The organism is Nocardiopsis flavescens (genome assembly GCF_900141985.1).
In the GTDB taxonomy this organism is placed as follows: Bacteria; Actinomycetota; Actinomycetes; order Streptosporangiales; family Streptosporangiaceae; genus Nocardiopsis; species Nocardiopsis flavescens.
Genome location: NZ_FQZK01000005.1, coordinates 256,516 through 281,797 on the forward strand (window position 1 = coordinate 256,516; position 25,282 = coordinate 281,797).

Sequence of the window (25,282 nt, forward strand, 5' to 3'; positions counted from 1 at the left end):
GCCGATGGATTCCCTGGCCCCCATGATCAACGGGTTCGGTGTCGTCCTCGAACCGACCAACCTGCTCTACTGCCTGATCGGCGTCGTGATCGGCATGCTGGTCGGGGTGCTGCCCGGACTGGGCCCCGCGGCCACCATCGCGATCCTGCTGCCCCTCACCTTCGGCATCGAGCCCGTGACCGCGATCATCATGCTCGCGGGCATCTTCTACGGCGCCCAGTACGGCGGCACCATCACCTCGGTCCTGCTCCGCCTGCCCGGCGAGGCGTCGTCGGTGGTGACGGTGTTCGACGGCCACGTGATGGCCCGGCAGGGGCGCGCCGGAACCGCCCTGGGGATCGCGGCCATCGGGTCGTTCGTGGGCGGCACTGTCTCGATCGTCGCCCTGTCCGTCGTGGCGCCCCTGGTGGCGGGCTTCGCCCTGAGCTTCGGGCCGCCGGAGTACACCGTGCTGGCCCTGCTGGGCATCCTGCTGGTGGCCACCGTCGGCAACGGCGGGCGCGTCAAGGCGCTCGTCGCCGCCGGGCTCGGCCTGCTGCTGGCCACCGTGGGCCGCGACACCTTCACCGGTGCCGAGCGGTTCACGTTCGACTCCCTCGCCCTGGCCGACGGGCTCGACTTCGTGCCGATCGCGATGGGCCTCTTCGGCATCGGCGAGATCCTGCACAACCTGGAGCAGCGCCACCGGGCGGTCTCGGGCGCGGTCAAGGTCACCAACACCTGGCCCTCCCGCTCCGACCTGCGCCAGTCCTCCGGGGCGATCGCCCGCGGCTCCGTCCTGGGCTTCGTCCTGGGCATCCTGCCCGGCGGCGGCGCCACCCTCGCCTCCATGGCCTCCTACGCCCTGGAGAAGCGCCGCTCCCGCACCCCGGAGCGGTTCGGCCGGGGCGCGGTGGAGGGCGTGGCCGCGCCGGAGACCGCCAACAACGCGGCGGCCACCTCCTCGTTCATCCCGCTGTTGACGCTGGGCATCCCGGCCAACGCCACCATGGCGGTCATCTTCGGCGCGCTGCTCATCCAGGGCGTGCCCCCGGGGCCGCAGCTGGTGTCCCAGGAGCCGGAGCTGTTCTGGGGGGTGATCAACTCGATGTACATCGGCAACATCCTGCTGCTGATCATGAGCATCCCCCTGGTCGGCCTCTTCGTGCGGATCCTGCGCATCCGCCCGGCGATCCTCGCCCCGATCACCGTGCTGATCACCCTGGTGGGCGTGTACACGGTGCGCAACAGCGTGTTCGACATCGTCCTGGTGGTCGTGTTCGGCGCGCTGGGCTACCTCATGAAGAAGTTCGGGTTCGAGCCCGGACCCCTGGTCCTGGCGTTCGTTCTGGGGTCGCTGCTGGAGAGCTCGCTGCGCAGGTCGCTGCTGCTGTTCGACGGCGACGCCCTGGGCTTCGCCACGCGCCCCATCTCCGGCACCCTGCTCCTGCTCCTGCTCGTGGTCGTCCTCCTCCCGGTGGCGCGGATGCTGTGGTCCCGCCGCACCGCCCCCGCCGACCGGGAGAAGACCCGCACCGGCGCCTGAGGACCGCGTCCGCAGGGCCCCGCCCCCACTGGGGGAGGGGCCCTGCCGTGCGCCGCGGCCGTCGTACGGGGAGCCTCGGCCGCAGCCACCGCCGGAGCCGTGGCTCCCGCCCGAGCGGTGGCCGCTCCGCGGCCGTGCCCGCCGGCCGAGCCGCCGCCGCACCGCTGGAGCCGGGGCCGCCCGCCCTCCCGCCTCACGTCCCGGGCGCCCTGCCCTCCGACGTGCACCCCCGTCCCCGATCCGGCCCGCTCCTGCCGCCGGCCGACGCCCCGCCGCCGGAAGGGGGGATCGGCGGGCCGTGGCTGCCCTCGGCCGGCGGGGATAGAAACGACCCCATGACCGACTCTGAGAACACCCCGCCGGCGCCCCTGCGGGTCACCGGCCTCGACGGCGCCCGTGAACGCCACGGCGACCGCGCCGACCTCCTCGTGCGAAGCCTGCGGGCGGGGGACCCGCTCGCGGACGCCGTCATCACCGAGTTCGACGACCTCGGCCGGCCCGCGCGGGCGGCGCTCCAGCGCGGCCTCGCCGAGGGCCGCGCGAGCGTGCCGGACGCCCCGCCCGCCGTCGCCGCGCTGCTCGACCACACGGAAACCGTGCCCGACTGGGTGTCGGCCGACCTGTTGGAGGAGGGCGACCTGACCTCGCTGGCCGTGCCGTTCCACTGGAGCAACCTGGCCTTCGCGGGCGGCTCGCTGACCCACACCTACAGCTCCCCCTCGATCGCCCGGCTGCTCGTGGGCACGGGAAGGCTGACCTCGACCGCGCCGCGCCGGCTCGCCGAGACCGGGCTGTGGAACGCGTCGGCGATCCTGCCCGGCGGACTGCTCCGCGGGGCCCCGGGCTACGTGCAGACCGTCCAGGTCCGGCTGCTGCACGCCCGCGTGCGGGCGTCGGCCACCGCGCACGGCTGGGACGCCGACCGGTGGGGCGTCCCCATCAACCAGGCCGACGTCGCGCGCACGTGGCTCGACTTCACCGTGGTCCCGTTCAGGTTCCTGGAGGGCGTCGGCCACCGGCTCACCCGGGAGGAGCAGGAGCGCCTCTACCGCTACTGGTGGTACGTGGGCCACCTGCTGGGCCTGGACGGGGAGTTCTTCCTCGGGGTCGATGACCACGAGCGGGCGGGGGAGCTGCTGGACCTGGTCGACTCGACCGCCGACGCGCCGGACGAGAACAGCAGGGCGCTGGTCGCGGCCCTGTTCGACGCGGCGGGCGCCAGGCTGGCCTCCGCCCCGGGCTCGCCGATGACCGAACCGGACTGGCGCGACCTGCTCCACGCGCTCGCCCGCAGGTACCACGGCGCCCACGCCGACGCGCTGGGCATCCCGGAGTCCCCCCTCACCCCGGTCCTGCCGCTGCTCGCGGCGGCCGAGGCGAAGGCGCGCGCCCACCTGCTCCAGGCCCCCGGTGCGCTGCGGCGGGCCGAGGAGGCCGGTATCGCGGCCTTCGGCGGCCTCGTCGCCTCGCTCACCGACGGCACCGCCTACCAGGAGCACGCCTCGGCCGGGTGAGCCCCGGCACCGGGTGCGGCCCGCCCGGGCCGCAACGGGGCCGCCGCGGGGGCGCCCGCCCCCGCGGCGGTGTGCCCGGCCCGCGCCGGCCGGGCGTCCGCCCCGGGCGGACGTTCGACCGGTCCGCGCGGCCCCGGCCCCCGGGCCTACCGGAAGGCCGGCACGACCTCCTTGACGAACAGTTCGAGGGACGCCCGCTTCTCCTCGTGCGACAGGCTGTTGTCGATCCAGAAGCTGTACTCGTCGATGCCCAGCTCCTCGTACCGGCGCAGCCGCTCGACGACCTCCTCCGGCGTGCCGATCACCGCGGTCCTGCGCAGCGACTCCGGCGCGAACTCCGGCCGCTCCGCGAACTTCGACACCGGGCTCGGCTCCAGGAACCCGTTCTCCGGCGTCTTCCGGTTCCCGAACCACGCGTCGAAGGTGCGGTAGTACCGCTGGATCCCCTCGGCCGCCGGGCGCCACCCCTCGGGATCTCCGGGGCTGTGCACGTGGGTGTGCCGCAGCACCATCAGCTCGGGCCGCGGCACCTCCGGGTGGGCACGCACCGCGGTGTTGAACTTGCCGACCAGGTTCTCCACCTCCTCGATGCCCTTCATCAGGGGGGTGACCATCACGTTGCAGCCGTTGGCGACCGCGAAGTCGTGGGACGCGGGGTCGCGCGCGGCGATCCACATCGGCGGGTTCGGCCGCTGGACCGGCTTGGGCACGCTGGTGGACGTGGGGAAGCGCCAGATCTCCCCGTCGTGCGCGTAGTCGCCCCGCCACAGGGCGCGGACCGCCGGGACCAGCTCCCGCAGGTGCCCGCCCCCGTCGGCCGCCGCCAGTCCGCCCGCCATCCGGTCGAACTCGAACTGGTGGGCGCCCCGCGCGATCCCGATCTCGGCCCGTCCGCCGCTGATCACGTCGAGCAGCGCGGTCTCGCCCGCCGCCCGGAGCGGGTTCCAGAAGGGCGCGATGATGGTGCCCGCGCCGAGGCGGATCGTGGTGGTGCGCGCCGCCAGGTAGGCGAGCTGCGGGATCGGGCTCGGCGAGGCCACGTACTCCATCGAGTGGTGCTCGCCGATCCACACCGTCCCGAAACCGCCCGCCTCGGCGATCTGCGTCAGCTCGGTCAGGTTCTCGAACTGCCGGGCCGGGCTCACGTCCTCGTCCCAGCGCTCCATGTGCGCGAACAGGGAAAATCTCACTGCCACTCCTGGTGTTCGGTGTCGGCGGGCCGCCCTTCGGCGGCGCTGTCGGTCTGCGGTCCGGCGTCCGGCCCGGGGGCGGAGTCCGCCTCCGCGAGCGTCACGTCGCCGGTCGCCCAGTGCGTCCGCGGGACCTCGTGGACGACGACCCGGACGTGCTCGGGCCTGGTGCCCGTGGTGCGCAGCACGGCGGCGTGCACCTCGTGGATCAGGGCCCTGACCTGGTCCGGGGTGCGGCCCCGGGCCAGGGTGATGTCGACCTGGGGCATGTCAGCTCCTCAGCACGAACGGGTCGGAGACGGGCCCCTCGTCGGTGTTGATCCACACGCTCTTGAGCCGGGTGTACTCCTTGACGGTCTCGGTGCCGTGCTCGATGCCGACGCCGCTGGACTTGAAGCCCTGGCGGGGGGACATCGGCGACATCGCCCGGTAGGTGTTGACCCACACGGTCCCCGCCTCCAGGCGGGCGGCCATGCGGTGGGCCCGGGCCAGGTCCGAGGTCCACACGCCCGCCGCGAGCCCGTACTCGGTGTCGTTGGCCAGGCGCAGGACCTCCTCCTCGGTGTCGAAGGGCATGACCGCCAGGACGGGGCCGAAGATCTCCTCCCGCACGACGCGCATGCCGTTGTCCACGTCGACGAGGATGGTGGGCTCGTAGAAGTAGCCGCCCAGCCCGCCGCCGTCCGAGGCGCGACCGCCGGTCAGGACCCGCGCGCCCTCGCCGCGTCCCAGGTCGACGTACCCGGCGACCTTGTCCCGCTGCGCCTCGAAGGCCAGGGGGCCGATCTCGGTGGCGTCGTCCATCGGGTCGCCCATGCGGATGCGCCCGGCCCGTTCCGCGACCCGCTCCAGGAGCTCGTCGTAGACCGACCGGTGCGCGAAGACGCGGCTGCCGGCGATGCAGGTCTGCCCCGCGGCGGCGAAGATCCCCGCGACGACCCCCATGGCGGCGTTCGCGACGTTCGCGTCCCCGAACACGATGTTGGGGGACTTGCCGCCGAGTTCGAGGGTGGAGCCCACGAACCGGCCGGCCGCGGCGGAGGCGATGCGCGCCCCGGTGCCCGTGCTCCCGGTGAAGGAGATCTTGGCCAGGCCGGGGTGGTCCACCAGCGCCTGGCCGGCCTCCGCGCCGAACCCGGTGACCACGTTGACGGCCCCCGGCGGGAACCCCGCCTCCACCACCAGTTCGGCCAGCCGGAGGACGCTCGCCGAGGTGTGCTCGGAGGGCTTGACCACGACGGTGTTCCCGGCGCACAGGGCGGGGGCGAGCTTGCTGGTGGTCAGGGTCAGCGGCGAGTTCCAGGGCGTGATCGCCCCGACCACCCCGAGCGGTTCCCGGGAGGTGTAGTTGAGGACCCGCCGGTCCGAGGCCGGGACGACGTCCCCGTGGATCTTGTCCGCCAGGCCCGCGTAGTAGAAGTAGTACTCGGGCAGACCGGCCAGCTGGCCGCGCATCTCCCGCAGGAGCTTGCCGTTGTCGCGGGTCTCCATCCGGGCCAGCTCTTCGGCGTTCTCGGCGACCAGGTCGCCCAGGCGCCGCAGGAGACGGCCCCGCCCGGTCTGGCTCAGGTCGCGCCAGCGCGGGTCCTCGAAGGCCCGCCGGGCGGAGGCCATCGCGCGGTCGACGTCCGCGGCGCCGCCCCGCGCGGCCCGGTAGAGCGGCGCGCGGGTGGTCGGGTCGGTGCTCTCGAAGTGGTCGCCGGAGGCGGGCGCGACCCGCTCGCCGCCGATGAGGTGGTCCAGTTTCCTGAGTTCAGACATGGGCGTGGTCTCCGATGAAGTCCGTGAGGCTGTCGAGCAGCGCCCCGGGCCGTTGGACGGGGAGCATGTGGCGTGCCCCGGGCACGACGACCGCCCGGCAGCCCGGGATCGCGTCCGCCAGCCGGTGCGTCATCTCCGGGGTCGACCCGGGGTCGTCCTCCCCGGTGACGGCCAGGGCGGGCACGGAGATCCTTCCCAGCTCCGGGCCCAGTTCGGCGTCCGCGGTGGCGAACACGCGGTAGCAGCGCAGGAAGGAGTCCACGTCGTTGGCGAGCAGGGTGCGCCCGGTGCGCTCCACCCGCTCCGCGTCGACGTCGGTGTCCGCGTACCACCGCCGCAGCGAGGCCGCCGCCGACGCCGGGAAGTCGGCGCGCGCCGCGTCCAGGCGGGCGAGCACGGCGCTCCTCTCCCCGGGCGTGCGCCGGCACACCGAGCTGACCGAGGTCAGCGTGGCGACCAGGTCGGGCCGGTGCAGCGCCAGGTACTGGGCGACGAGGGCGCCCAGGGAGAAGCCCACCACGTGGGAGCCGGCGGGTATGTGCGCCGCGGCGCCGCGGGCCAGGTCCGCCAGCGCGGTGCCCTCCGGGGCCGGGGCGCCGCCCCCGTGCCCGGGCAGGTCCGGCGCCACGACGGTGAAGCGGTCGGCCGCGGGGCCGGCGAGGGGCTCCCACATGGTGTGGTCGAGCCCGACGCCGTGCAGCAGCACGAGGGTCGGTCGGGTCATGGCGGCCTACTGCTCGGTGGAGAGGTCGGCCAGCCGCTGCTGCGGCCGTCCCCGGGAGGCGGCGGCGAGCGCGACGAGGATCTCGCCCGGGTGGGGCGCGTCGGAGACCCGGACCTCGACCGTCTGGTGGTGGGAGCGGATCGTCGGGTCGGTGACGTGCTTGAGCGGGATGTCGAACACCGTGCCCGCCCCGCCGCGCTTCTCGACGGCGGGCAGCAGGGTCGTGGCGTCGGCCGCCCGGCGGAAGTGGTCGCCGAACTTCAGCGTGTGGATGAGCGCCGAGCCGTGCTCGACCTCGCCGTCCAGGCCCACGATGGCGGCCTTGCCGTAGGCCTGGGCCGGGGCGCCGAGCGCCCGCAGGACCTCCGGCGCCAGGAGCCGGCCCAGGTCGGAGGCGGTGGCGTCGATGCCCGGACCGAGGTCCTCGACGAACCCCTGCCCGGCCCAGGGGTTGGCGATGACCGCCGCCACGACCGCGATGCGGGCGGCGGGCTCGACCGGTCGGCCGCCCTCGGTGTGGATCTCCTCCACGTGGGTGACGATCTTGCGGATCTTCATGTCAGGACTCTCTCCAGGTTCTCCGAGGTCACGGCGCTGTCGGTGGTGCGGTCACCGATGCGGGGGTGCGGGCGGGGCCCGGTCGAGGCGGCCGCGATGACGACGATCTCGTCGGCGCGGGGCGCGTCGGAGACGCGTGCGGTGACGGTCTGGTAGTGGCTGCGGGTCGCCGCCCGGGTCTTGTGCCACAGCGGCACGACCAGGTCCTCGCCGGCCTCGGCGCGGGCGTCCGCGAAGCAGATGATGGACTCGCCCTCCAGGAACTCCCGCACCAGGTCGCCGAAGAACGGCGTGTGGATGAGCGCTCCCGCGTGCTCGATCTCGCCGCCGGTCCCGACGATCGCGGCCTTGCCGAAGGCCTCGATCCGGTCCGCGCCGCCCAGCGCGGCGATGAGCCGGTCCGTGAGGAGGCCGGCCAGCACCGGTGCCACGCGCGCCTGCTCCCGCGACAGGTCGGTGCGCGGCGGGGTCCCGAGCCACGGGTTGCGCACCACGGCGGCGACGCTCGCGCGGTGCGCGGGCCGGTCCGGACGCGCTCCCGCCTCGGTGACGACGACATCGCGATAGGTCACCAGCTTGCGCAGGTCGATGCGCGGGGCATTGGTAGCGATCTCTTGCATGGCACAGACCCTAGGCGTCTCATGTATGCAAGGTCAAGGGCGGCCGTGATCCGACTTCCGGGGATTCGCGGACGTCCGGGATATTTTCTCAACCTCCTTATTGAACTGGGATTTCCCTGGTTCTCGCCGTGGTCCGCGGTCCCTGTGCGACGGTGGCCCTTGACACTTCGCCTGTGACGTGGCTTACGATCTCTTGCATGCCAGAGCCGTAGCGGCGGCTCACCGACACGAGGAGTTTCATGTCCGAGCAAGTTCACGTGGGTTCGGGTGCGAACCGCACGGCGGAACCGGAAGACCTCGTGGCGCCGCGCGACGACGGCTCCGGGACCGGGAAGGCGCCGCCCGCCCGGCGCGACGGCACCGGGCGGCTCGGCTCGGTCTTCTGGGCCTCGATCGCGGTCGCCACGGTGTTCGTGGCCTGGGCGACCCTGTTCACCGAGAACCTCAACAGGGTCACGGCCGCCTCCCTGGACTGGGTCACCGCGTCCTTCGGGTGGAGCTACCTGCTCATCACCCTGGCGATCCTCGTCTTCCTGGTGTCCCTGGCGTTCAGCCCCATCGGCCGCACCCGGCTCGGCAAGGACACCGACCGGCCGGAGTTCTCCAACCTGGCGTGGCTGACCATGCTCCTGGGCGCGGTCATGGGCATCGGCCTCGTCTCCTACGGCGTCGCCGAGCCCATCTCGCACCTGGCCGTTCCGCCGCACGGCCTCGCCGAGCCCAACACCCCCGAGGCCGCGGTGCGGGCCCTGCAGTACTCCTACTTCGACTGGGGGCTGCACGCCTGGGCGATCTTCGCCGTCTTCGGCCTCGCCATCGCCTACTCGACGTACCGCAAGGGCCGCCGGCCCCTGGTCAGCCAGCTCTTCCGCCCCTTCCTCGGCGACCGGGCCGACGGCCCGATCGGCAAGGCGATCGACGTGCTCTCCGTCTTCGCGACGCTCTTCGGCACCGCGACGTCGCTGGGCCTGGGGGCGCTCCAGATCAACAGCGGGATGGGCCGCCTGTTCGGGATCCCCGTCGACTCCGTCCCGCAGGTCCTCATCATCGCCGCCGTCACCGCCCTCTTCACCCTGTCGGCCGTCACCGGCATCGACCGGGGCATCAAGTGGCTGAGCTTCGTCAGCGGCGGCCTGGCGACCGCGATGTTCGTGTTCGTGCTGGTCATGGGGCCCACGGTCTTCCTCGTCAACCTGTACATCGAGTCGATCGGGATGTGGGCCGGCGACTTCTTCCGCATGAGCCTCCAGGGCGCCGCCTTCGGCGACCTGGAGTGGATGCAGGGGTGGACCTACTTCATGCTGGCCTGGTGGGTCTCGTGGGGGGCGTTCGTGGGGATCTTCCTCGCCCGCATCTCCCGAGGCCGCACCATCCGCGGCTTCATCGCGGGTGTCCTCACCGTTCCCAGCGTCGCGTTCTTCACCTGGTTCGCGGTGTTCGGCGGCACGGCCATCCACGTCGACCTGTTCCAGGGCGGGGACATCGCCGCGCAGACGGCGGCGGACTTCGGCAACGCCTTCTTCGCCACCCTGGAGCACCTCCCGCTGTCCACCGCCACCTCGGTGGTCGCCATCCTGCTCACGGTCATCTTCTTCGTGACGAGCGCGGACTCCAACACCCACGTGCTCGGAACGCTCACCTCCCGCGGCGCCCTCGACCCCCGCCGCCCCGTCCTCGTCCTGTGGGGCCTGATCACCGGCCTCACGGCGATCGTGCTCATGCTGGCGGGCGGCCTCGACGCCCTCCAGAACACGGTCATCGTCACCTCGCTGCCCTTCCTCGTGATCATCGCCGGGCTCAGCCTCGCCCTGGGCCGCGAACTCGTGCGGGACCACCGTGCCGACAACGACAACGACAAGGAGAAGTCCGATGCCGCACCCCGAAACCCGTAGGGAACTCATCGAGCGGGTCTGGGCCCGGGCGTGGAACCTCGGCGAGGTCGACGCGCTCGACGGCCTCCTCGCCGACGGCTACCGCCGCCACAGCGCCGAGTCGCCGCCCCAGGACCCGGAGGCGTTCAAGGCGTCGATCCTCGCCACCCGGTCCGCGTTCCCCGACCTGGCCACCACCCTCGACGAGATCGTCGTCGAGGGCGACCGGGCCGCGATCCGCTGGCACAGCACCGGCACCCACCAGGGCCCGCTGATGGGGGTCCCCGCCACCGGCCGCGTCGTGCGGGTCGGCGGCGCCACCTTCGCCCGCTTCGAGGGCGACCGGATCGCGGAGGAGGTCGTGACCTGGGACCCCCGGGCGCTGCTGACCGCGATCGGCATCATCAGCGTCGGACAGGACTGAGCCACCGCGATGACAAGGAGCACCACCGTGAACACGCTCGCCGCCCCGCCCACCACCGACCTGATGAAGCAGGTCAACCGGCAGTTCGTCACCGGCGTCACCGTCGTGACCGCGCTCGACGGGGGCGTCCCCAAGGGGCTGGCGGTCAACGCCTTCTCCAGCATCTCCCTGGACCCGGCCGTGGTCATGGTGTGCGTCCAGCACACCTCCTCCACGCACGACTGCCTGTTCCGCACCGACCACCTGGCCATCAACATCCTGTCGACCGGCCAGCTCGACGTCGTCACCCGCTTCGCGGGCAAGTCCGACGACAAGTTCAGGGACGTGGACTGGACGCCCGGCCCGCACGGGAGCCCGCTGCTCGACGGCAGCAGCGCGCGGATGGAGGTGGAGATCCGGGAGCGGCTCCGGGCCAGCACCCACACCGTTTTCATCTGCCGCGTGGTCCACGCGGACGTCACCGACGGCGCCCCCATGGTCTACAGCGCGGGCCGGTTCTTCGACGGGGCGGCGCTGCCCCCTCTGGGATAATCGGCCGCGAGACCCCGACACGGACAAGGAAGTGTCACAGTGGCGCGAGGCACACGTGAATCGCCCCCCACGTCCATCCAGGCCACGGTCATCGAGGAGATGCGCGGACGCATCATCAGCGGGGCCGTCGAGCCGGGGACCCTGCTCTCCGAACTCGCGCTGGCCGAGGAGTACGGCGTCAGCCGCACCCCCGTCCGGGAGGCCCTCAAGCAGCTCCAGACCGAGGGCCTCGTCGAGATCAGGCCCCGGGTGGGCACCTTCGTCACGATCCCCTCCCGGCGGGAGATCACCGAGCTCTTCGAGATGAAGGAGCTGCTCGAAGGCGCCGCAGCCCGGCTCCTGGCGCAGCGGGGGCGCGTGCCGGAGGTCGACCTGCTGGAGGCCAACCTGCGCGAGTCGGACGAGGCCGTGGCGCGCGACGACCGGGAGCGCTACGCCGAACTGGTCCACGACTTCCACGACCTGCTCGTCCGCGGCGCCGACAACCACAAGCTGGAGGCCCACTACCGGACGCTGATGAACCAGCTCGCCTACCCCCGCCTCGTCATGACCTCGCTGAACCGGCCCGGGCGCCCCTTCGAGTCCGACCGCGAGCACCACCGCGTGCTGGAGCTCGTGCTCGCCAAGGACGGCGACAGTGCCGAGCGCGTGATGCGCGAGCACGTGCGGGAGAGCCGCCGCGCCCTGCTGGCGGGCCTGCCGGTGATCGGCGACGGCCCCGGGAGCCGGTGACGCGGGGCGCGGGGCGCGTCCCGGTCGCGGGGCGCCGCCCGCGCGGGCGGACTCCGCGGCCGGTGCCCCGAACCCGGCGGTGAGCGCCGGCGTCTCAGCGGACATGGTCCCCCGGAGCAACACCCACAGATCCCGTCCCGTCCGTCCCGTCCGCCTCACGGCACTGGCCGCGGCAGCGGCGCTGCTCGCCGGGTGCGCGGGCGGCGGCGGAACCGACGGCACCGGCACCGCCGCGCCGACCCCGTCGCCGTCCCCGTCGGAGCAGGCCGGGCCGACCGCCGAGGGGGAGCCGTTCGGCACGTTCGAGGAGGTCGTCTTCGAGGGTGACTCCGCGCAGGCCGTGGAACTGCCCGAGGACGTGCGGGCCGCCCGGGCCGCGGTCGTCGACGTCCTCTACGAGGAGGGCGCGCGGGAACTGCAGCTCTTCACCACCGACGCGGACGGCGGGTTCTCCTCCGTACTGCTCGACACCTTCCTCCCCATCACCGGCGACGATCCCGGCGACTTCTCCGGACAGGTGGCCGGCCTGGTGGGCGACGCCTCGGCGACGCACGTCAACGTCGAGGCCGACGGCGCCTGGCGGGTCACCCTGCGGCCCGTCTCCACGGCCCCGGAGCTCCCGGAGTCCGGGAGCGGCCACGGGGTCTTCCGGTACTCCGGGCCCGGCGGCGACCTCGGCGTGACGGGCTCGGGCGCCGAGGGCGGCCTGGCGGTCCAGCAGGCGGCCCCGGACGCCACCGCCCCGTCCCGGGCCGCCTTCCTGGAGTTCGAGGAGCGCGCGGGAACCGGGAGCCTCGCGGCGGGTCCCTCCCTCGTCCACGTCGCCCACAACGGCGAGTGGTCGCTCGACCTGCCCTGACCCCCGCCGGCCGCGGGGGAGGGGCGCGCCCCGCACCGGGGCGGGCCGGGGGCCCGCGCCTCGTACAGTGGAGGCTTCACCTCGGACGTACGGGACCCCCGCGGCCCGCGACCGGACACGAGCCCCGCTCCGGCGGGACACCCTGGAGGGGAACCCTTGTACCTGGCCCGCATCAACCTCGACCCCAAGCGCAGCACCGGCATGGACCAGTGGGCGGCCATGGGGCGGGCCGTACGCAAAGCGGTCGACCCCGACGCCGGGTCGGACGCCCGGGTGCTGTGGGCTCGCCTCTCGCCGAGCACGCTGGTGGTCAGCTCCGACACCGCGCCCGCCTGGGGCAAGGTCCCCGGGGCGACCTCCGCCGCGATCCACCCGATGTCCCGCCACCCCGAGGGCGAGGCCGTCCGCTGGGAGCTGATCACGGCGCCGACCGCCCCGCGCGGGGCGGAGACCGGGGACGGGCGCCCGCGCGGCAAGCGCGCCCCCCTGGCGGAGGAGGGGTTCGAGGACTGGCTGGCCGACAAGCTCGCGGGCGCGCTGGACGTCACCTCGGCCAAGTGGAAGCGCCTGGGCGGCAGGCCCGCCCGGTACCACTTCACCGGCGAGGCGGTGGTGCGGGACAGCGACGCGCTCCAGGAGCTGTGCCTGGACGGGATCGGCGCGGGCACGGCCACGGGCGCCGGCCTGCTCCTGGTCAGCCCGCTCGCCCCGCAGTAGGTCCCGGCTCCGCGGATCCGGGGAGCTCCGCCCGGTGGCGCGGCGGGACCCGGCACGGCCGCGCGCCGGGCCCGGTCCCCGGCCCGGGGCGCGCGGCGGCCCGCTCGGCTTCCCCCGCGGACCCGCCGCGCCCCGCGGCGACCGCCCCCCGCCGCCGTGCGGGGGTCTGCGGTGGCCGCCCCGGCCGCGCGGTGATCGCCCCCCGACCTACCGGGTCCCACGGTGACCGCTTCCCGGCCCGCCGCGCCCTTTCCCCGGTTCGCGGGGATCATCCCGCCGGTCCGCCGGTCCGCCGGTCCGCCGTGCCCTGCGACCCGCCGGGGCCGCTTCCCGGCCCGCCGCCGCCCGCCGCGGACCGCCCGGAGGGACCGCCGCCCTCCGGACCCGGGGCTAGAGCACCCTGCGCGCGCCCGGCAGCGCGCGCACCGGGAGGGCCAGCAGCCAGCAGAGCGGGAGCGCGAGCGCCGCCAGGAGCGCGAACTTCGCCACCGCCGGCGCCTGCACGCCGCCGAGCGCGTGCCCCAGGGCCACCAGGACCACGGGGTGGATCAGGTAGACCGTGAAGGCGTGCCCCGACAGGAACCGGCCCAGGCGCCCCTGGCGGTCGAAGCGCTCCCGGAACAGCACCAGCAGGCCCACGATGACCCCGACGGCCAGGACCGACTCCGCGGCGGTCATCGCCAGGGACTGCCAGGTCCCGCCGCCCAGGAACTCCGTTCCCCCGGAGGAGCCGACGATGAGCAGGACCATCGCCGCCGCTGCCGCCGCCGCGGCGGCGAACCCCGCCCGCCCCGCCCGCACGGACAGGCCCTCCGCCAGGCCGCTCCGGGCCGCGACCAGCCCGACGACGAACAGCGCCGCGTACTGCGGCAGGTAGGCGGGCGTGGGCAGGCCCAGGACCGAGGCGTCCATCGGCAGCCAGATCCGCCACACGTAGCCGGCCAGGGCCAGCCCCGCGACGAAACCGGCCACCGCGACCGCCCCGGGCGCCCGCACCGCCGCCGGAGCGGACCGCTCCGCGTCCCGGCCCCGGCCGGCCGTGCGCCGCCAGAGGAGGTAGAGCACGCTGAAGACGAGCAGCACCTCGACGAACCACATCGGCCCCGGCGAGAACGAGGCCAGGTAGTACTCCGCGTAGGGGAGCGCGGCGCCCTCCCGGGCCGCCGCCTCCCGCGCCTGCGCGTAGTCGCCCGCGGTCACCAGGGGCCGGAGCACCAGCAGCCAGGCCAGCAGCGGGACGCCCAGGCGCAGCAGACGCTCGGCGAGGAAGCGCCGAGCGCCCTTGCGGTCGTAGGAGCCCGGGACGAAGAGGCCCGCGATGAGGAAGAAGGCGCCCATGAAGAACGCCTGGTTCAGCACCAGCATCAGGTCCAGGAGCGTTCCCGAGGGGTCGGTCGCCGTCTCCCGGTAGTACCAGCGCGGGACGTTGCTGTAGGCGATGGCGGCGTGGTGCAGCACCACCAGCACCGTCAGCGCGGTGCGCAGGTTGTCCAGGTACAGCAGCCGCGGGCGGCCGGCGGGCCGCGCGGTCGCGGGGCCGGAGGGGAGGGTCATGGCGGGTTTCTCCTTCGGGGGGCGGATCGGCGCCGGGGAGTGCTCGGCCCGGCCCGCGGGAACGCCGCCGTATCCGTCGTCCCGGTTCGCGGAGCGTCCGGGGCCGGGCTCTGCGACGGCCCTTCCAGCAGGCTAGGAACCGGGCGGACGCGCCGGAATCCGTCTGGACCCCGGGCCGGGGTGGGTCTGGACCCACACTTGGCGCCGGGGCGGTGCGCGCGGGGGCGCCGACCGGGACAATGGCGGTGGGCGGTCCCGGACCCCGCCCGTGCCCCCGTACGGCGGCCGGCCCGGACCGCCCGCCCCTGTCCGAGAACCCCCACCCACGGCCGGGACGGGACCCGCTCCCGGCCGGAAACCGGAGGAACCATGCGCCGGCTCCCCGGCGGACGCCTCCTCGCCGTCGCCCGACCGTTCGCCCAGGGGGCGGTGCGCTCGCCCGTGCTCCTGGTCCTGACCGCCCTGGTCCCCGGCGCGTGGGCGGCCTCCGCGTTCTTCTTCCTCGCCCTGACCGGCAGCGCGGTCGGCACCTTCTGGTGCGTGTTCGGCGTGGCGGTCCCGAGCCTGGTGGTGTTCCCCCGCCCCCTCTGCCGCGCCGTGCGGTCCCTGGCCGGGCGCTGGACCGGGCGGGAGATCCCCGACTCCTACCGGCCCCTCGTCCCGGTGACCCGGATGGCGACGCGCTACTGGTGGAACGGGTACGACTACCAGCGGTTCCGCTGGATCTCGCTCCTGCACCGGTGGATCCTGACGCGGGTGTACGACCCCGCGGCCTGGCGGGACATGCTCTGGATCCTCGTCGCCCCCGTCACCGCCGGGGCCGCCGCGGCGGCCCCGCTCGCACTGGTCGCCGCGGGGGCCGCCGCCGCGGCGGCGCGGCCGGAAACGACGCCCCTGCCGGAGGAGGCCCGGGTGCCCGCCGCCGTGCTGTCCACCGCCCTGGGCGTGCTCCTGCTGCCCCTGGGGTGGCGGGCCGCCGTCCTCGTGGCGCGGCGCCTGCTCGGCCCCTCCTTGCTGGTGCGGTCCACCACCAGGATCGCCGTGCTGGTCCAGGGCCGGGCCGACCTCACCCACGCGCAGGAGGCCGAGCTGCGCCGGATCGAACGCGACCTCCACGACGGCGCGCAGGCGCGGCTCGTCTCCATCGGCCTCTCGCTCAGCGCGGCCGAGCGACTGCTGGGCGAGGACCAGGCCGAGGTCAGGGCGCTGCTGCGGCAGACCCGGGAGAACTCGCTGGCCGCCCTGCGCGAACTCCGCGAACTCACCCAGGGGATCGTCCCCCCGGTCCTGGTGGAGCGCGGCCTCGTCGACGCGATCCGCGCCCTCGCCCTGGACGCGCCCCTGCGCACCTCGGTCCGCTCCACCCTGGAACGGCGGCTGGAGACGCCGATCGAGTCCAGCCTGTACTTCACGACCGCCGAACTCGTCGCCAACGCCGTCAAGCACTCGCACGGATCGGCCATCGACATCACCATCGACCGCACCCGCGGCGGCGTCGCCATCGCCGTCACCGACGACGGGCGCGGGGGAGCCCGCATCGGCGCCGGATCGGGGCTGGCGGGGCTCACGACCCGCCTCCGCGCGTTCGACGGGGTCCTGCGGATCGACAGCCCGCCCGGCGGGCCCACCCGCGCCACCGTGGAGGTGCCGTGCGCATCGTCGTAGTCGAGGACCTCTACCTGCTGCGGGACGGACTGGTCCGGCTGCTCCAGGCCTACGGCCACGAGGTCGTGGCCACCGCCGGGGACGGGCCGACCGCGCTGCGGGTGCTCCGGGAGCACCGGCCGGACGTGGCCGTCGTGGACGTCAGGCTGCCGCCCACCTTCTCCGACGAGGGGCTCCAGGTCGCGCTCCGGGCGCGCCGCGACCGGCCGGGCCTGCCCGTGCTCATCCTGTCCCAGCACATCGAGCAGCTCTACGCGCGCGAACTGCTGGCCGAGGGGAGCGGCGGCGTGGGCTACCTGCTCAAGGACCGGGTCTTCGACGCCGAGCAGTTCATCGAGGCGGTGGAGCGGGTCGCCCGCGGCGGGACCTCGCTCGACCCCGCCGTCGTCGCCAAGATCATGAACGCGGGCTCCGCCTCGCCGCTCGACGCCCTCACCGCCCGCGAGCGCGACGTCATCGCGCTGATGGCTGAGGGGCTGTCCAACCAGGCCATCGCCCGCCGCCTCTTCCTCAGCGAGGGGGCGATCAGCAAGCACACCACCGCGGTTTTCGCCAAGCTCGGCGTCGACGCCGACGTCAGCGGCAACCGGCGCGTCCGCGCCGTGCTGGCCTTCCTCGGCGCCACGGGGGGCGCCTGACACGGGCCCCGGTGTGCGGGGCTCCGCGGTTCCCCTCCTGGTCAGCGGGGCGGGGCCGGCGGGACGCCGGGCGTCCCGGGTGGAGGGGGCGCCGGGGATGTCGTTACACTGCGCCCATGACCGCGACGCCGCGCTGGCTCAACCCGGAGGAGAAGGCCGCCTGGGACGGCTTCATCCGCATGCAGGAAGCCCTCCTGGGACGCCTGTCCCGCCGCCTCCAGGTGGACTCGGGGATGTCCGCGTCCGACTACGCCGTGCTCGTCAACCTCACCGAGGAGGGCGGCGGGCGGATGCGCTTCCTGGAGCTGGCCAGGCTGGTCGGCTGGGAGAAGAGCCGCATGTCGCACCAGGTCACCCGGATGACCAAGCGCGGGCTCGTGGCCCGGGAGGACTGCCCCGACGACGGGCGCGGAGCGTTCATCGTCGTCACGCCGGCGGGCCACGCGGCCATCGAGGAGGCCGCGCCCCTGCACGTCGAGCACGTCCGCCGCCTGTTCGTCGACGCCCTGACCCCGAACCAGCTGACCGCCTTCGCCAGGCTCTCCACCCGCGTCCGGGAGCACATGGAGAAGCAGCCGGACTGACGGACCGGCCGGGGGAGGCCCCGCCGTTCCGCCCGGGGACCCCCGCCCCGCACCGCGCCCGAAGACGCACCGGCGCCGCCCGGTGCGCACCGCACGCCGGAGCGCGCCCGCCTCCGGCCGTCCCGCGCCGCCGACCGCCCCGCGCCGCCGCGTCCCGACCGCCCCGTCCCGCCGCGGTCCTCCCCGTCGTACCCCTCCCGGCCGGGCGCCGACCGCCCTGTCCCGCGGGGCGCCGGCCGTCCCGCCCCGCCGCATCCCGACCGCACCGCCCCGTCACGCCGGTTGCCGCAGCGGTTCTCCCCGTCGCACCCCTCCCGGCCTCGGCAGGAGCCGTGCCGCGTGTTCTCCGGGACACCCGGCCTTTTCAAACTGTTGATGTATCAACATTTTCAGCGCTGGTTTCCCTTGCAGGGAAGGCGATCCGGCTCTCACCTGCAATGGTTGACGCATCATCTATCCGCGTTAATCTAGGGGACGCGTCAACTACTTGAGGCGGGACGAACCGTCGTCGAGGCGGACACGCGCACCCCCGTACCGCCGCCGTTCCCGGCGGCGGACCCTCCGCATCCCCCGACCGCGACCCATCGAAAGGGACTCCCATGAGCACCGATGCCAAGGCCGGACTCCAGGCGCTGCTGACCCCCGAGGAGAGCGTGGTCGTCCTCATCGACCACCAGCCGTTCCAGTTCGCCAACCTCAACAGCCACGAGCCCACGATGATCGTCAACAACACCGTGGGCCTGGCCAAGGCCGCCAAGGCGTTCGACGTCCCGACCATCCTGACGACCGTGCTGGAGGAGCGCGGCGGCTACCTCATCCAGGCGGTCCAGGACGTCTTCCCGGAGCAGAAGCCGATCGACCGCACGCTCATCAACACCTGGCAGGACCAGCGCGTCGTCGACGCCGTCAAGGCCACCGGGCGCAAGAAGCTGATCCTGGCCGGCCTGTGGACGGAGATCTGCCTGGCCATGCCGGCGATCCAGGCGGCGGGCGAGGGCTTCGAGGTCTACGCCGTCACCGACGCCTCGGGCAGCGGCTCGGCCGAGGCCCACGACATGGCCGTGCGGCGCATGGTCGAGGCCGGCGTGGTGCCCATCACCTGGCTGGCCGTGGCGTCGGAGTGGCAGCGCGACTGGGCCCGCGAGGAGACCCTGCCCGCCATGGTCGACGTCCTGCTGGAGCACGGCGGCGCGACCGGTGTCGCCTTCGCCTGGGAGACCCAGCTGCTCGCCGCCCGCCGGAAAAGCGACGTCTGACCCGGTCGCGGAACGGGTCCCGGGCCGCACCGGGGACGGCCCGTCCCCGTTCGGCCCCCCGGCCGGCGCGGGCCGGTCGGTCCGCCTCGCCCGCGGGATCCGCAGCGGGGGCGCCCGCGCCGGCCCCGGCTGAGGGGTCCGTCCGCGCCCCTCCCGGCCCCGGACCCGGGAGGGGCGCGGACGCCACCCGTTCCGGCGGGCCCGCCACCGGAGCCGGGGGAGGCGGCAGGGCCGCCGCGGGGCCGCTCCCGGGTGGGCTTCCGAGGCGTGGCCGGGAGGCCGCCGCCGGGGCGCCCCGTCCGCAAAAAGTTGATGCATCAACCGAATAGGGCTACTGTGATGCCCCGGTCGGCCTATCCAGGAGGAGCAGACATGGCGGTCGAAGTCGACAACGTGCCCGAGGCCAAGCGCTACGAGGCCCGGGTGGACGGGGAGTCCAGGGTCGCGGGCGTCGCGGAGTACATCAGGACTCCGGAGCTCGTGGCGTTCGTGCACACCGAGGTCGAGCCGGAGTACGAGGGCCGGGGGGTCGGGTCCGCGCTGGCCCGCACCGCCCTGGACGAGGCCCGGTCCGCGAACCTGCGGGTGCTGGCGACCTGCCCCTTCTTCGCGGGCTGGATCGCCCGCCACCCCGATTACCAGGACCTGCTGTACCAGTCCCGCAGCAGGGTCAGCGACTGAGCGGCCGGACACTGCGGCGGAGAGGACCCAGATGAGCGGTGCGACCGCGAAGAAGGCGTACGAGGGGCGGTCGATCACCGTCACCTTCGAGGCCGGGCTCTGCCGGCACGCGGCCGAGTGCGTCCACGGCCTGCCCGAGGTTTTCGACCCGGCCCGGCGACCGTGGATCCTGCCGGACGGCGCCGACGCCGACCGCGTGGCCGAGGTGGTGGGGCGCTGCCCCTCGGGCGCGCTGGAGTACCGGTTCGCGGCGGACGCGCCGCGGGTTTCCGGCCAGGGCCCGTCCGGGGGGCCGGAGCCGTCCCCCGGCGGCGATCCGGCGGCGCCGTAGCGCGGGGCGGCCCGGCCACCGCCCCGGCCCCGGGACACGGGCCGCCCTCGCCGTCGGCAAGGGCGGCGGGACCGCCCCGGACCGTTTCGCCGCGGCGGTGGGGATCGGCCCGAGGCGCATCCGCGACGGTGCCCCCGAACCCCTGGACACGGGCCGGCGGCGCGTCACCGCCGTGCCCGGAGGGCTCGGGTAACGGGCCTTCGCACTCCACGGCCGCGGTCCACGCAGGGCCGCACGGCTTCGCCGCAACGATCGAGAGGACCCCCCGATGGACACCCCGACCGACCAGGAGACCGCGACCGACCCGGCGCGGGACCTCGAACGCAGGAACACCGAGACCGTCCTACGGGCGATGCGGGAGCTCTTCGTCGAGGGTGACGTCTCCGCAGTGGACCGGTACTGGGCCGAGCCCTACGTCCAGCACAACCCGTCGATGCCCGACGGGCTCGACACGCTCCGGGCCGTGGCCCCCACCCTGAGCGGGTTCGTGTGGGAGCCGCGCAGGATCGCCGCCCAGGGGGACCTGGTCTTCACGCACAGCCACGTCCTGGGGTGGGCGGAGAAGCCGGTCGTCATCGTGGACGTCTTCCGCCTCGCGCAGGGGCGCATCGTCGAGCACTGGGACGTGGTCCAGGAACAGGTCGACCCGGCGGACTCCGTCAACGGCAACCCGATGGTGTGACGCCGGGGGCGCCGCGGGCCCCTCCGGGCCCCGCGGCACCTTCCGGCGCCGGGCCCCGGTCCGTCCGCGGGCGCGGACCCGGCCGCGCGGAGCCCGGCGGAACCGGCGCGGTGTGGGCCGTGGCCACGCGAGCGCCCCGGCCGTACGATGCGGGCATGGGACTGTTGACCCCGCTCGCCGTCCGGATCGGCGCCCTTCCGTGGCTGCCGCGACTGCTGCCGCAGATCTCCGGCCTCGACCGGGGCCTCCAGCGGATCAGCCGCGGCCACGTCGGGGTGCTCGACCTCGCCGGCCTGCCGAACCTCATGCTCACGGTCACCGGACGGATCAGCGGGAAGCCGCGCAGCACACCCCTGCTGTACGTCCGCGACGGCGCGCACCTGCTCATCGCCGGCTCGTCCTTCGGCGCGCCCCGCACACCCGCATGGGCGCACAACCTCAGGGACGCCGAGACCGCCCTCGTCGAGAAGTCGGGGCGCCGGGTCCGGGTGCGGGCGCAGGAGCTCACCTCGCGCGAGCGCGACCGCGCCTGGTCGCTCATGTGCCACGTCTGGCCCAACTTCGCCCTCTACGAACAGCGCGCGGACCGGCTCATCCCCGTGTTCCGGCTGACCCCGGTCCACACCCGCTGACGGGGCCGCCGTCGTGCGCCCTTCGCCGCCGCGGGCCCCGCACCGCGCCGCCCGCCATACCGCCCGGCGCTGTCCCGCACGCCACCCCCGCACCACTTCGCACCCCGGGACGGACCCCGCCGCGGTGCCTCCACCGGGTGCGGCGGGTCATGTCCCCTGAGGTGGTGTGACTTCGTTCGACCCCGGCATCACAGGGGCGACGACCCACTGACCAGCGGGTTGCTCCCGTTCGAACGCTCCGGCGCTTTCAGACCACTCGGCGGGACACCATCGTGCGGCCCCGGGCATGCGCCGACCGGGCCCGTGGCCGCCATCTTCCGCACCACTTCGCACGCCGGGGCGGACCCTTTTGAGGAGCCTCCACCGGACGTGGCGCGCCGTCATGCGCCGACCGGGCCCGTGGCCGCCGTGCGCAGTACCGCCGCCACGCACCGCTCCGCACGCCCCCGCACGACACGGCCCCCCGCCCCGCCCGCGCCCGGCCGCCCGCCGGCGGACTCCGTGTGACGAACAGGCCGTTCCCGGATGAAATCCGGATGCGGGGCGGCGTGCCCGAGGACGCCCCGCGACCGCCCCCGCCGGGGCGTGTCCGCTGTTCAGCGCCCTCCTCGTGCGATTTTCTCCCGAAATCCGCACCGTTTCCGAGGGTCGTTCACTTCCTACACAGGAGAGCGGCGTGATGGTAGGAAGTCAACGCACAGGGCTCTCCCCCCACCCCTCAGCCGTCCGGAGGCCTTCCATGAATCGCCGGTCGATCCGCTCACGCACGCGTACCGCGGGGGTCGCGGGCTCCGCCCTCGCCCTCGCCCTCTCCCTCACCCCCCTCGCGCCCGCGAGCGCGGAGCCGGACGACCCGCGCGACCACACCGCGTTCAGCGAGACGGTCGAGGTCCCGCCCGGCGGTCCGACCGCGCCGGCCGACGCCCCCGAGCCGCGGCTGGAGACGTTCGCCGCCGAACGCCCGGTCGCCCCCGGCGTCACGCTGCACTCGTTCGACGCCTACGGTCCGGACGGCCACACCGGGACGCCCACCTGGCTCCAGGCCGACCTGCTCACCGCCGACCTCACCGGCGGCGTCACCGTCGACCACCTGTTCCCCGGCCGGGTGACCGACCGGGAGCCGCTCAGCGTCCAGGCGGACCGGGCCGGCGCGGTCGCGGCGGTCAACGGCGACTTCTTCGACATCAACGCCTCCGGCGCGCCGCAGGGCGTGGCCGTGCGGGACGGCGAGGTGATCCAGTCCCCGATCACCAACGACCACCGCCGCTCCGCCGCGGTCTTCACGTCCGACGGGCTCGGCGCCATCGGCGAGGTGTTCTTCGAGGGCACCGTCGAGCTGCCGGACGGGGAGGCGGCCCCGCTCGACGCCCTCAACAAGCCCGCGCTGGAGGCCGGCGGGATCGCCGCGTTCACCCCGCTCTGGGGGACCTACTGCCGCTGCCGGGCGGTGGAGGGCGCCGCGGAGACGCTGGAGGTCGTCGTCACCGGCGGACGCGTCACCGAGATCGCGGACGAGCCCCGGGAGGGGGAGATCGCCGACGACTCCTTCGTCCTGGTCGGCCGCGAGAACGGCGCCGCCGCGCTGTCCGGCCTGGCCGTGGGCGACCCGGTCGCCATCGACTACGAGGTGCGGACCGCCGGGGACCAGGAGGTCCGCGCCGCGCTGAACGGCCGCCAGCTGCTCGTTGTCGACGGCGAGGTCCAGCCGGCCCGCGAGGCCGACAACACCCCGGGCGCCCCGCGCACGGCCCTCGGCTTCTCCGAGGACGGCACGCAGATGTACCTCCTGAGCGTCGACGGCCGCCAGCCCTCCTTCGCCGAGGGCGTCGGCCTCGACGAACTGGGGGAGATGATGGTCGAGGCCGGCGCGCACACCGCGCTCAACCTCGACGGCGGCGGCTCGACCACGCTGGTGGCGCGCACGCCCGGTGCGGACGGGGTGCGGGTCGAGAACCGGCCCTCGGACGGGGAGGAGCGCCCCGTCCCCAACGGCCTCGCCCTGTTCGCCCCCCAGGGCAGCGGCCGACTGGACGGCTTCTGGGTCCGGACGCGGATCGCCGTCGACCGCGGCGAGGACCCCGCCGCCGTCGCGCCGACCCGGCCCGACCGGGTGTTCCCCGGCCTGACGCGCACGCTCACCGCGGACGGCCACGACGAGACCTACGCGCCGGTCCCGGCCGACCCGCACTGGCGCTCCGAGGACGGCCGGATCGGCACGGTGGACCGGAACGGCGTGTTCACCGCCCGCTCGGCCGGCACCACCGCCGTCACCGCCATCGGCCGGGGGGCCACCGGGGAGACCGAGCTGACCGTGCTGGGCGAACTGGCCCGGATCGAGACCACCTCCCCGCGGGTGGGGCTCGCCGACGCCGAGGCGTCCGCCGTGCTGGAGGTGACCGGTTACGACTCCCGCGGGTTCGCCGCGCCCATCGAGCCGGCCGACGTCGAGCTGACCCTCGACGCGTCCGTCGCGCGGGCCGAGCCGACCGCCGACGGGCGGTTCGAGATCCGGGCCGCCACCGACGGCGGGGCCGCGGTCGCCACGGTCCGGGTCGCCGGCGTCGAGACCTCCTTCGCGGTCACCGTCGGCCTGGAGGAGGCCGTCGTCGCCGACTTCGAGGACGCGGCCGACTGGACCTACTTCGGCGAGCGTGCCCGGGGAGCCGTCGCGGCGGCCGAGGGCGAGGACGGCGCCGCGGTGGGGCTGACCTACGACTTCACCACCTCCACCGGCACCCGCACCGGCGGGGTCCTGCCGCCCGGCGGCGAGCTGGAGATCCCCGGCCAGCCGCAGGAGCTGCGCGCCCGGGTGCACTCCGCGGGGAACGGCGAGTGGGCCAGCCTCCAGGTGTGGGACGGCTCCGGACAGCTGCTGCCCGCGCTGCGCGCCGGCCACCTCGACGAGCCGGGATGGCGGGATCTGGTCTTCGAGGTGCCGCCGGGCACGCGGTACCCGCTGTCGCTGCGCCGCCTCTACTTCGCCGAGACCGACCCGGGCGCCGCCTACCACGGCGAGGTGGTCGTCGACGGGCTGACCGCGATGGTGCCGCCACCGGTGGACCTCCCGCCCGCCGAACCGGTCACCGACCCGGTTGCCGCGACCGGAGGGGAGGTGGCCGGCCGCGACTGGCGGTTCGCCGTGCTGTCCGACGCGCAGTTCGTCGCCCGCGACCCCGACAGCGAGATCGTCGCCTACACACGGCGCGCGCTCCGCGAGATCCGCGCCACCGACGCCGAGTTCCTCATCGTCAACGGCGACCTCGTCGACGAGGCCGCTCCGGAGGACTTCGCGCTGGCCCGGCGCATCCTCGACGAGGAGCTGGAGGGCGAGCTGCCCTACTACTACGTGCCGGGCAACCACGAGGTGTCCGAGGGCTCGCTGGACGCCTTCCGCGAGGCGTTCGGGGCGACCCGCCACGTGGTGGACCACCACGGCACCAGGTTCCTCCTCCTGGACACGGCGCGGCTCTCCTACCGGGCCGGCGACTGGTCGCAGCTCCCGCTGCTGCGCCGGGAACTCGACCGCGCGGCCGAGGACCCCGCCGTGACGTCGGTCGTGGTGGCCCAGCACGTGCCCCTGCGCGACCCGCTCCCCACCAGGGCGAGCGAGCTGTCGGACCGCAAGGAGGCGGCCACCGTCGAGAGGTGGCTCGCCGGTTTCCAGGCCGGGTCCGGCAAGGGGGCGGTGTTCATCGGGGCGCACGCCGGCCTGTTCCACGCGCAGCGGGTGGACGGCGTGCCCTACGTCGTCAACGGCAACGTCGGCAAGAACCCCTCGGCCGGCCCCGCGGACGGCGGCTTCACCGGCTGGTCGCTGTGGGGCGTGGACACCGGCGGCGACCCCGCGCAGGACTGGGTGGCGGCGGAGCTGCGCCCCCACGTGGACGGACTGGAGCTGGCGGCACCGACCGCGGTCGCCGTGGGCGAGCACGCCGAGGTCACCGCGACGGTGGACAACGACGGCGACCGGGTACCGGTCGCCTACCCGGTGGGAGCGGACTGGTCCGGCTCCGACGACGTCCACATCGGGCCGGCCGGGGACGCCGGGGACGGCCACGCCGCCGCGTTCGACCCGGCGACCGGCCGGTTCACCGCGCTCGCGGAGGCGGTCGTCGACCTCGCCGTCACCGTGAACGGCGTCACCGAACGGGTCACCATCGACCTCAAGCCCTGACACCGTCCGGGACCGACACCGAGGGGCCCGCGGCCCCGGCACGCGAACGCGCGCCGGGG

At 74.6% G+C, this 25,282-nt stretch carries 24 protein-coding genes; 17 read left to right on the forward strand and 7 right to left on the reverse strand.

Features of this window, described 5'->3' with window-relative positions; genetic code table 11:
- The first annotated feature begins 4 nt into the window (after window positions 1-4).
- Together BUE45_RS11780 and BUE45_RS11785 are read left to right on the forward strand one after the other, a co-directional pair.
- Complete coding sequence (locus BUE45_RS11780) at window positions 5-1,525, forward strand: tripartite tricarboxylate transporter permease (RefSeq protein ID WP_073378732.1); 1,521 nt, start codon at window positions 5-7, stop codon at window positions 1,523-1,525.
- Window positions 1,526-1,860: 335 nt separating this feature from the next.
- A complete protein-coding gene (locus BUE45_RS11785) occupies window positions 1,861-3,039 on the forward strand; it encodes an oxygenase MpaB family protein (RefSeq protein ID WP_084737143.1) in 1,179 nt (392 codons plus the stop codon).
- 146 nt (window positions 3,040-3,185) lie between these two features.
- On the opposite strand, the gene BUE45_RS11790 is transcribed toward BUE45_RS11785, so the two are convergent.
- From BUE45_RS11790 to BUE45_RS11815, 6 genes are read right to left on the reverse strand one after another with little or no spacing between them, the layout of a single operon-like run.
- Entirely contained in the window at window positions 3,186-4,229 is a 1,044-nt protein-coding gene (locus BUE45_RS11790) for an LLM class flavin-dependent oxidoreductase (protein ID WP_073378734.1), read from the reverse strand.
- Window positions 4,226-4,498, reverse strand: coding sequence for a tautomerase family protein (locus BUE45_RS11795; RefSeq protein ID WP_073378736.1), 273 nt, complete (start codon window positions 4,496-4,498; stop codon window positions 4,226-4,228). Before BUE45_RS11795 ends, BUE45_RS11790 begins: the two co-directional genes overlap by 4 nt.
- 1 nt (window position 4,499) lies before the next feature.
- Window positions 4,500-5,990: an aldehyde dehydrogenase gene (locus BUE45_RS11800; protein WP_073378738.1), complete on the reverse strand. Its 1,491-nt coding sequence runs from the start codon at window positions 5,988-5,990 to the stop codon at window positions 4,500-4,502.
- A complete protein-coding gene (locus BUE45_RS11805; RefSeq protein WP_073378741.1) occupies window positions 5,983-6,714 on the reverse strand; it encodes an alpha/beta fold hydrolase in 732 nt (243 codons plus the stop codon). The genes BUE45_RS11800 and BUE45_RS11805 overlap by 8 nt, the downstream gene beginning before the upstream one ends.
- A 6-nt stretch (window positions 6,715-6,720) precedes the next feature.
- Window positions 6,721-7,272 (reverse strand): amino acid synthesis family protein, encoded by a 552-nt coding sequence (locus tag BUE45_RS11810; RefSeq protein WP_073378743.1) that lies wholly within the window; start codon window positions 7,270-7,272, stop codon window positions 6,721-6,723.
- Window positions 7,269-7,892 (reverse strand): amino acid synthesis family protein, encoded by a 624-nt coding sequence (locus BUE45_RS11815; RefSeq protein ID WP_073378745.1) that lies wholly within the window; start codon window positions 7,890-7,892, stop codon window positions 7,269-7,271. The genes BUE45_RS11810 and BUE45_RS11815 overlap by 4 nt, the downstream gene beginning before the upstream one ends.
- A 239-nt stretch (window positions 7,893-8,131) precedes the next feature.
- Between BUE45_RS11815 and BUE45_RS11820 the strand changes: the two genes are divergently transcribed.
- The 6 genes from BUE45_RS11820 to BUE45_RS11845 all read left to right on the forward strand — a co-directional run bounded on the left by BUE45_RS11820 (window position 8,132) and on the right by BUE45_RS11845 (window position 13,026).
- A complete protein-coding gene (locus tag BUE45_RS11820; protein ID WP_073378747.1) occupies window positions 8,132-9,784 on the forward strand; it encodes a BCCT family transporter in 1,653 nt (550 codons plus the stop codon).
- Window positions 9,762-10,187: an ester cyclase gene (locus BUE45_RS11825; protein WP_073378749.1), complete on the forward strand. Its 426-nt coding sequence runs from the start codon at window positions 9,762-9,764 to the stop codon at window positions 10,185-10,187. Before BUE45_RS11820 ends, BUE45_RS11825 begins: the two co-directional genes overlap by 23 nt.
- A 27-nt stretch (window positions 10,188-10,214) precedes the next feature.
- Complete coding sequence (locus BUE45_RS11830) at window positions 10,215-10,718, forward strand: flavin reductase family protein (protein ID WP_218619524.1); 504 nt, start codon at window positions 10,215-10,217, stop codon at window positions 10,716-10,718.
- A 39-nt stretch (window positions 10,719-10,757) separates the two neighbouring features.
- Complete coding sequence (locus BUE45_RS11835; RefSeq protein WP_245833011.1) at window positions 10,758-11,450, forward strand: GntR family transcriptional regulator; 693 nt, start codon at window positions 10,758-10,760, stop codon at window positions 11,448-11,450.
- Between the two features lie 79 nt (window positions 11,451-11,529).
- The gene (locus tag BUE45_RS11840; RefSeq protein ID WP_143173335.1) at window positions 11,530-12,309 is read left to right on the forward strand and encodes a hypothetical protein; all 780 of its coding nucleotides are present in this window, start codon (window positions 11,530-11,532) and stop codon (window positions 12,307-12,309) included.
- Window positions 12,310-12,465: 156 nt separating this feature from the next.
- Complete coding sequence (locus BUE45_RS11845) at window positions 12,466-13,026, forward strand: type I-E CRISPR-associated protein Cas6/Cse3/CasE (RefSeq protein WP_073378755.1); 561 nt, start codon at window positions 12,466-12,468, stop codon at window positions 13,024-13,026.
- A 390-nt stretch (window positions 13,027-13,416) separates the two neighbouring features.
- Here BUE45_RS11845 and BUE45_RS11850 read toward each other — a convergent pair whose 3' ends face one another.
- On the reverse strand, window positions 13,417-14,580 hold the full coding sequence (locus BUE45_RS11850) for an acyltransferase family protein (RefSeq protein WP_073378757.1): 1,164 nt from the start codon (window positions 14,578-14,580) through the stop codon (window positions 13,417-13,419).
- A gap of 369 nt (window positions 14,581-14,949) precedes the next feature.
- Here BUE45_RS11850 and BUE45_RS11855 point away from each other — a divergent pair, with 369 nt between their 5' ends.
- The 9 genes from BUE45_RS11855 (at window position 14,950) to BUE45_RS11895 (ending at window position 25,223) form a co-directional block, all read left to right on the forward strand.
- On the forward strand, window positions 14,950-16,245 hold the full coding sequence (locus tag BUE45_RS11855) for a sensor histidine kinase (RefSeq protein ID WP_073378759.1): 1,296 nt from the start codon (window positions 14,950-14,952) through the stop codon (window positions 16,243-16,245).
- Entirely contained in the window at window positions 16,230-16,883 is a 654-nt protein-coding gene (locus tag BUE45_RS11860) for a response regulator transcription factor (RefSeq protein WP_073378760.1), read from the forward strand. Before BUE45_RS11855 ends, BUE45_RS11860 begins: the two co-directional genes overlap by 16 nt.
- 116 nt (window positions 16,884-16,999) lie before the next feature.
- Window positions 17,000-17,467 carry a MarR family winged helix-turn-helix transcriptional regulator gene (locus tag BUE45_RS11865; RefSeq protein ID WP_073378761.1) on the forward strand — a complete coding sequence of 156 codons (468 nt, stop codon included), beginning with the start codon at window positions 17,000-17,002 and terminating at the stop codon, window positions 17,465-17,467.
- 599 nt (window positions 17,468-18,066) lie between these two features.
- Window positions 18,067-18,723, forward strand: coding sequence for a hydrolase (locus BUE45_RS11870; protein ID WP_073378762.1), 657 nt, complete (start codon window positions 18,067-18,069; stop codon window positions 18,721-18,723).
- Window positions 18,724-19,095: 372 nt separating this feature from the next.
- On the forward strand, window positions 19,096-19,404 hold the full coding sequence (locus tag BUE45_RS11875) for a GNAT family N-acetyltransferase (RefSeq protein WP_073378763.1): 309 nt from the start codon (window positions 19,096-19,098) through the stop codon (window positions 19,402-19,404).
- Window positions 19,405-19,435: 31 nt separating this feature from the next.
- The gene (locus BUE45_RS11880; RefSeq protein ID WP_084737145.1) at window positions 19,436-19,735 is read left to right on the forward strand and encodes a (4Fe-4S)-binding protein; all 300 of its coding nucleotides are present in this window, start codon (window positions 19,436-19,438) and stop codon (window positions 19,733-19,735) included.
- Between the two features lie 268 nt (window positions 19,736-20,003).
- On the forward strand, window positions 20,004-20,417 hold the full coding sequence (locus BUE45_RS11885) for a nuclear transport factor 2 family protein (protein WP_073378764.1): 414 nt from the start codon (window positions 20,004-20,006) through the stop codon (window positions 20,415-20,417).
- Between the two features lie 155 nt (window positions 20,418-20,572).
- A complete protein-coding gene (locus BUE45_RS11890; protein ID WP_073378765.1) occupies window positions 20,573-21,049 on the forward strand; it encodes a nitroreductase family deazaflavin-dependent oxidoreductase in 477 nt (158 codons plus the stop codon).
- A 739-nt stretch (window positions 21,050-21,788) separates the two neighbouring features.
- Complete coding sequence (locus BUE45_RS11895) at window positions 21,789-25,223, forward strand: phosphodiester glycosidase family protein (protein WP_073378766.1); 3,435 nt, start codon at window positions 21,789-21,791, stop codon at window positions 25,221-25,223.
- The last annotated feature ends 59 nt before the right edge of the window (window positions 25,224-25,282 follow it).

Coding starts and splice junctions, on each gene's coding strand:
- BUE45_RS11780 (WP_073378732.1), top strand. CDS start 5: ATGGATTCCCTGGCCCCCATGATCAACGGGTTCGGTGTCGTCCTCGAA.
- BUE45_RS11785 (WP_084737143.1), top strand. CDS start 1,861: ATGACCGACTCTGAGAACACCCCGCCGGCGCCCCTGCGGGTCACCGGC.
- BUE45_RS11795 (WP_073378736.1), bottom strand. CDS start 4,498: ATGCCCCAGGTCGACATCACCCTGGCCCGGGGCCGCACCCCGGACCAG.
- BUE45_RS11800 (WP_073378738.1), bottom strand. CDS start 5,990: ATGTCTGAACTCAGGAAACTGGACCACCTCATCGGCGGCGAGCGGGTC.
- BUE45_RS11805 (WP_073378741.1), bottom strand. CDS start 6,714: ATGACCCGACCGACCCTCGTGCTGCTGCACGGCGTCGGGCTCGACCAC.
- BUE45_RS11810 (WP_073378743.1), bottom strand. CDS start 7,272: ATGAAGATCCGCAAGATCGTCACCCACGTGGAGGAGATCCACACCGAG.
- BUE45_RS11815 (WP_073378745.1), bottom strand. CDS start 7,892: ATGCAAGAGATCGCTACCAATGCCCCGCGCATCGACCTGCGCAAGCTG.
- BUE45_RS11820 (WP_073378747.1), top strand. CDS start 8,132: ATGTCCGAGCAAGTTCACGTGGGTTCGGGTGCGAACCGCACGGCGGAA.
- BUE45_RS11825 (WP_073378749.1), top strand. CDS start 9,762: ATGCCGCACCCCGAAACCCGTAGGGAACTCATCGAGCGGGTCTGGGCC.
- BUE45_RS11850 (WP_073378757.1), bottom strand. CDS start 14,580: ATGACCCTCCCCTCCGGCCCCGCGACCGCGCGGCCCGCCGGCCGCCCG.
- BUE45_RS11855 (WP_073378759.1), top strand. CDS start 14,950: ATGCGCCGGCTCCCCGGCGGACGCCTCCTCGCCGTCGCCCGACCGTTC.
- BUE45_RS11865 (WP_073378761.1), top strand. CDS start 17,000: ATGACCGCGACGCCGCGCTGGCTCAACCCGGAGGAGAAGGCCGCCTGG.
- BUE45_RS11870 (WP_073378762.1), top strand. CDS start 18,067: ATGAGCACCGATGCCAAGGCCGGACTCCAGGCGCTGCTGACCCCCGAG.
- BUE45_RS11875 (WP_073378763.1), top strand. CDS start 19,096: ATGGCGGTCGAAGTCGACAACGTGCCCGAGGCCAAGCGCTACGAGGCC.
- BUE45_RS11880 (WP_084737145.1), top strand. CDS start 19,436: ATGAGCGGTGCGACCGCGAAGAAGGCGTACGAGGGGCGGTCGATCACC.
- BUE45_RS11885 (WP_073378764.1), top strand. CDS start 20,004: ATGGACACCCCGACCGACCAGGAGACCGCGACCGACCCGGCGCGGGAC.
- BUE45_RS11890 (WP_073378765.1), top strand. CDS start 20,573: ATGGGACTGTTGACCCCGCTCGCCGTCCGGATCGGCGCCCTTCCGTGG.
- BUE45_RS11895 (WP_073378766.1), top strand. CDS start 21,789: ATGAATCGCCGGTCGATCCGCTCACGCACGCGTACCGCGGGGGTCGCG.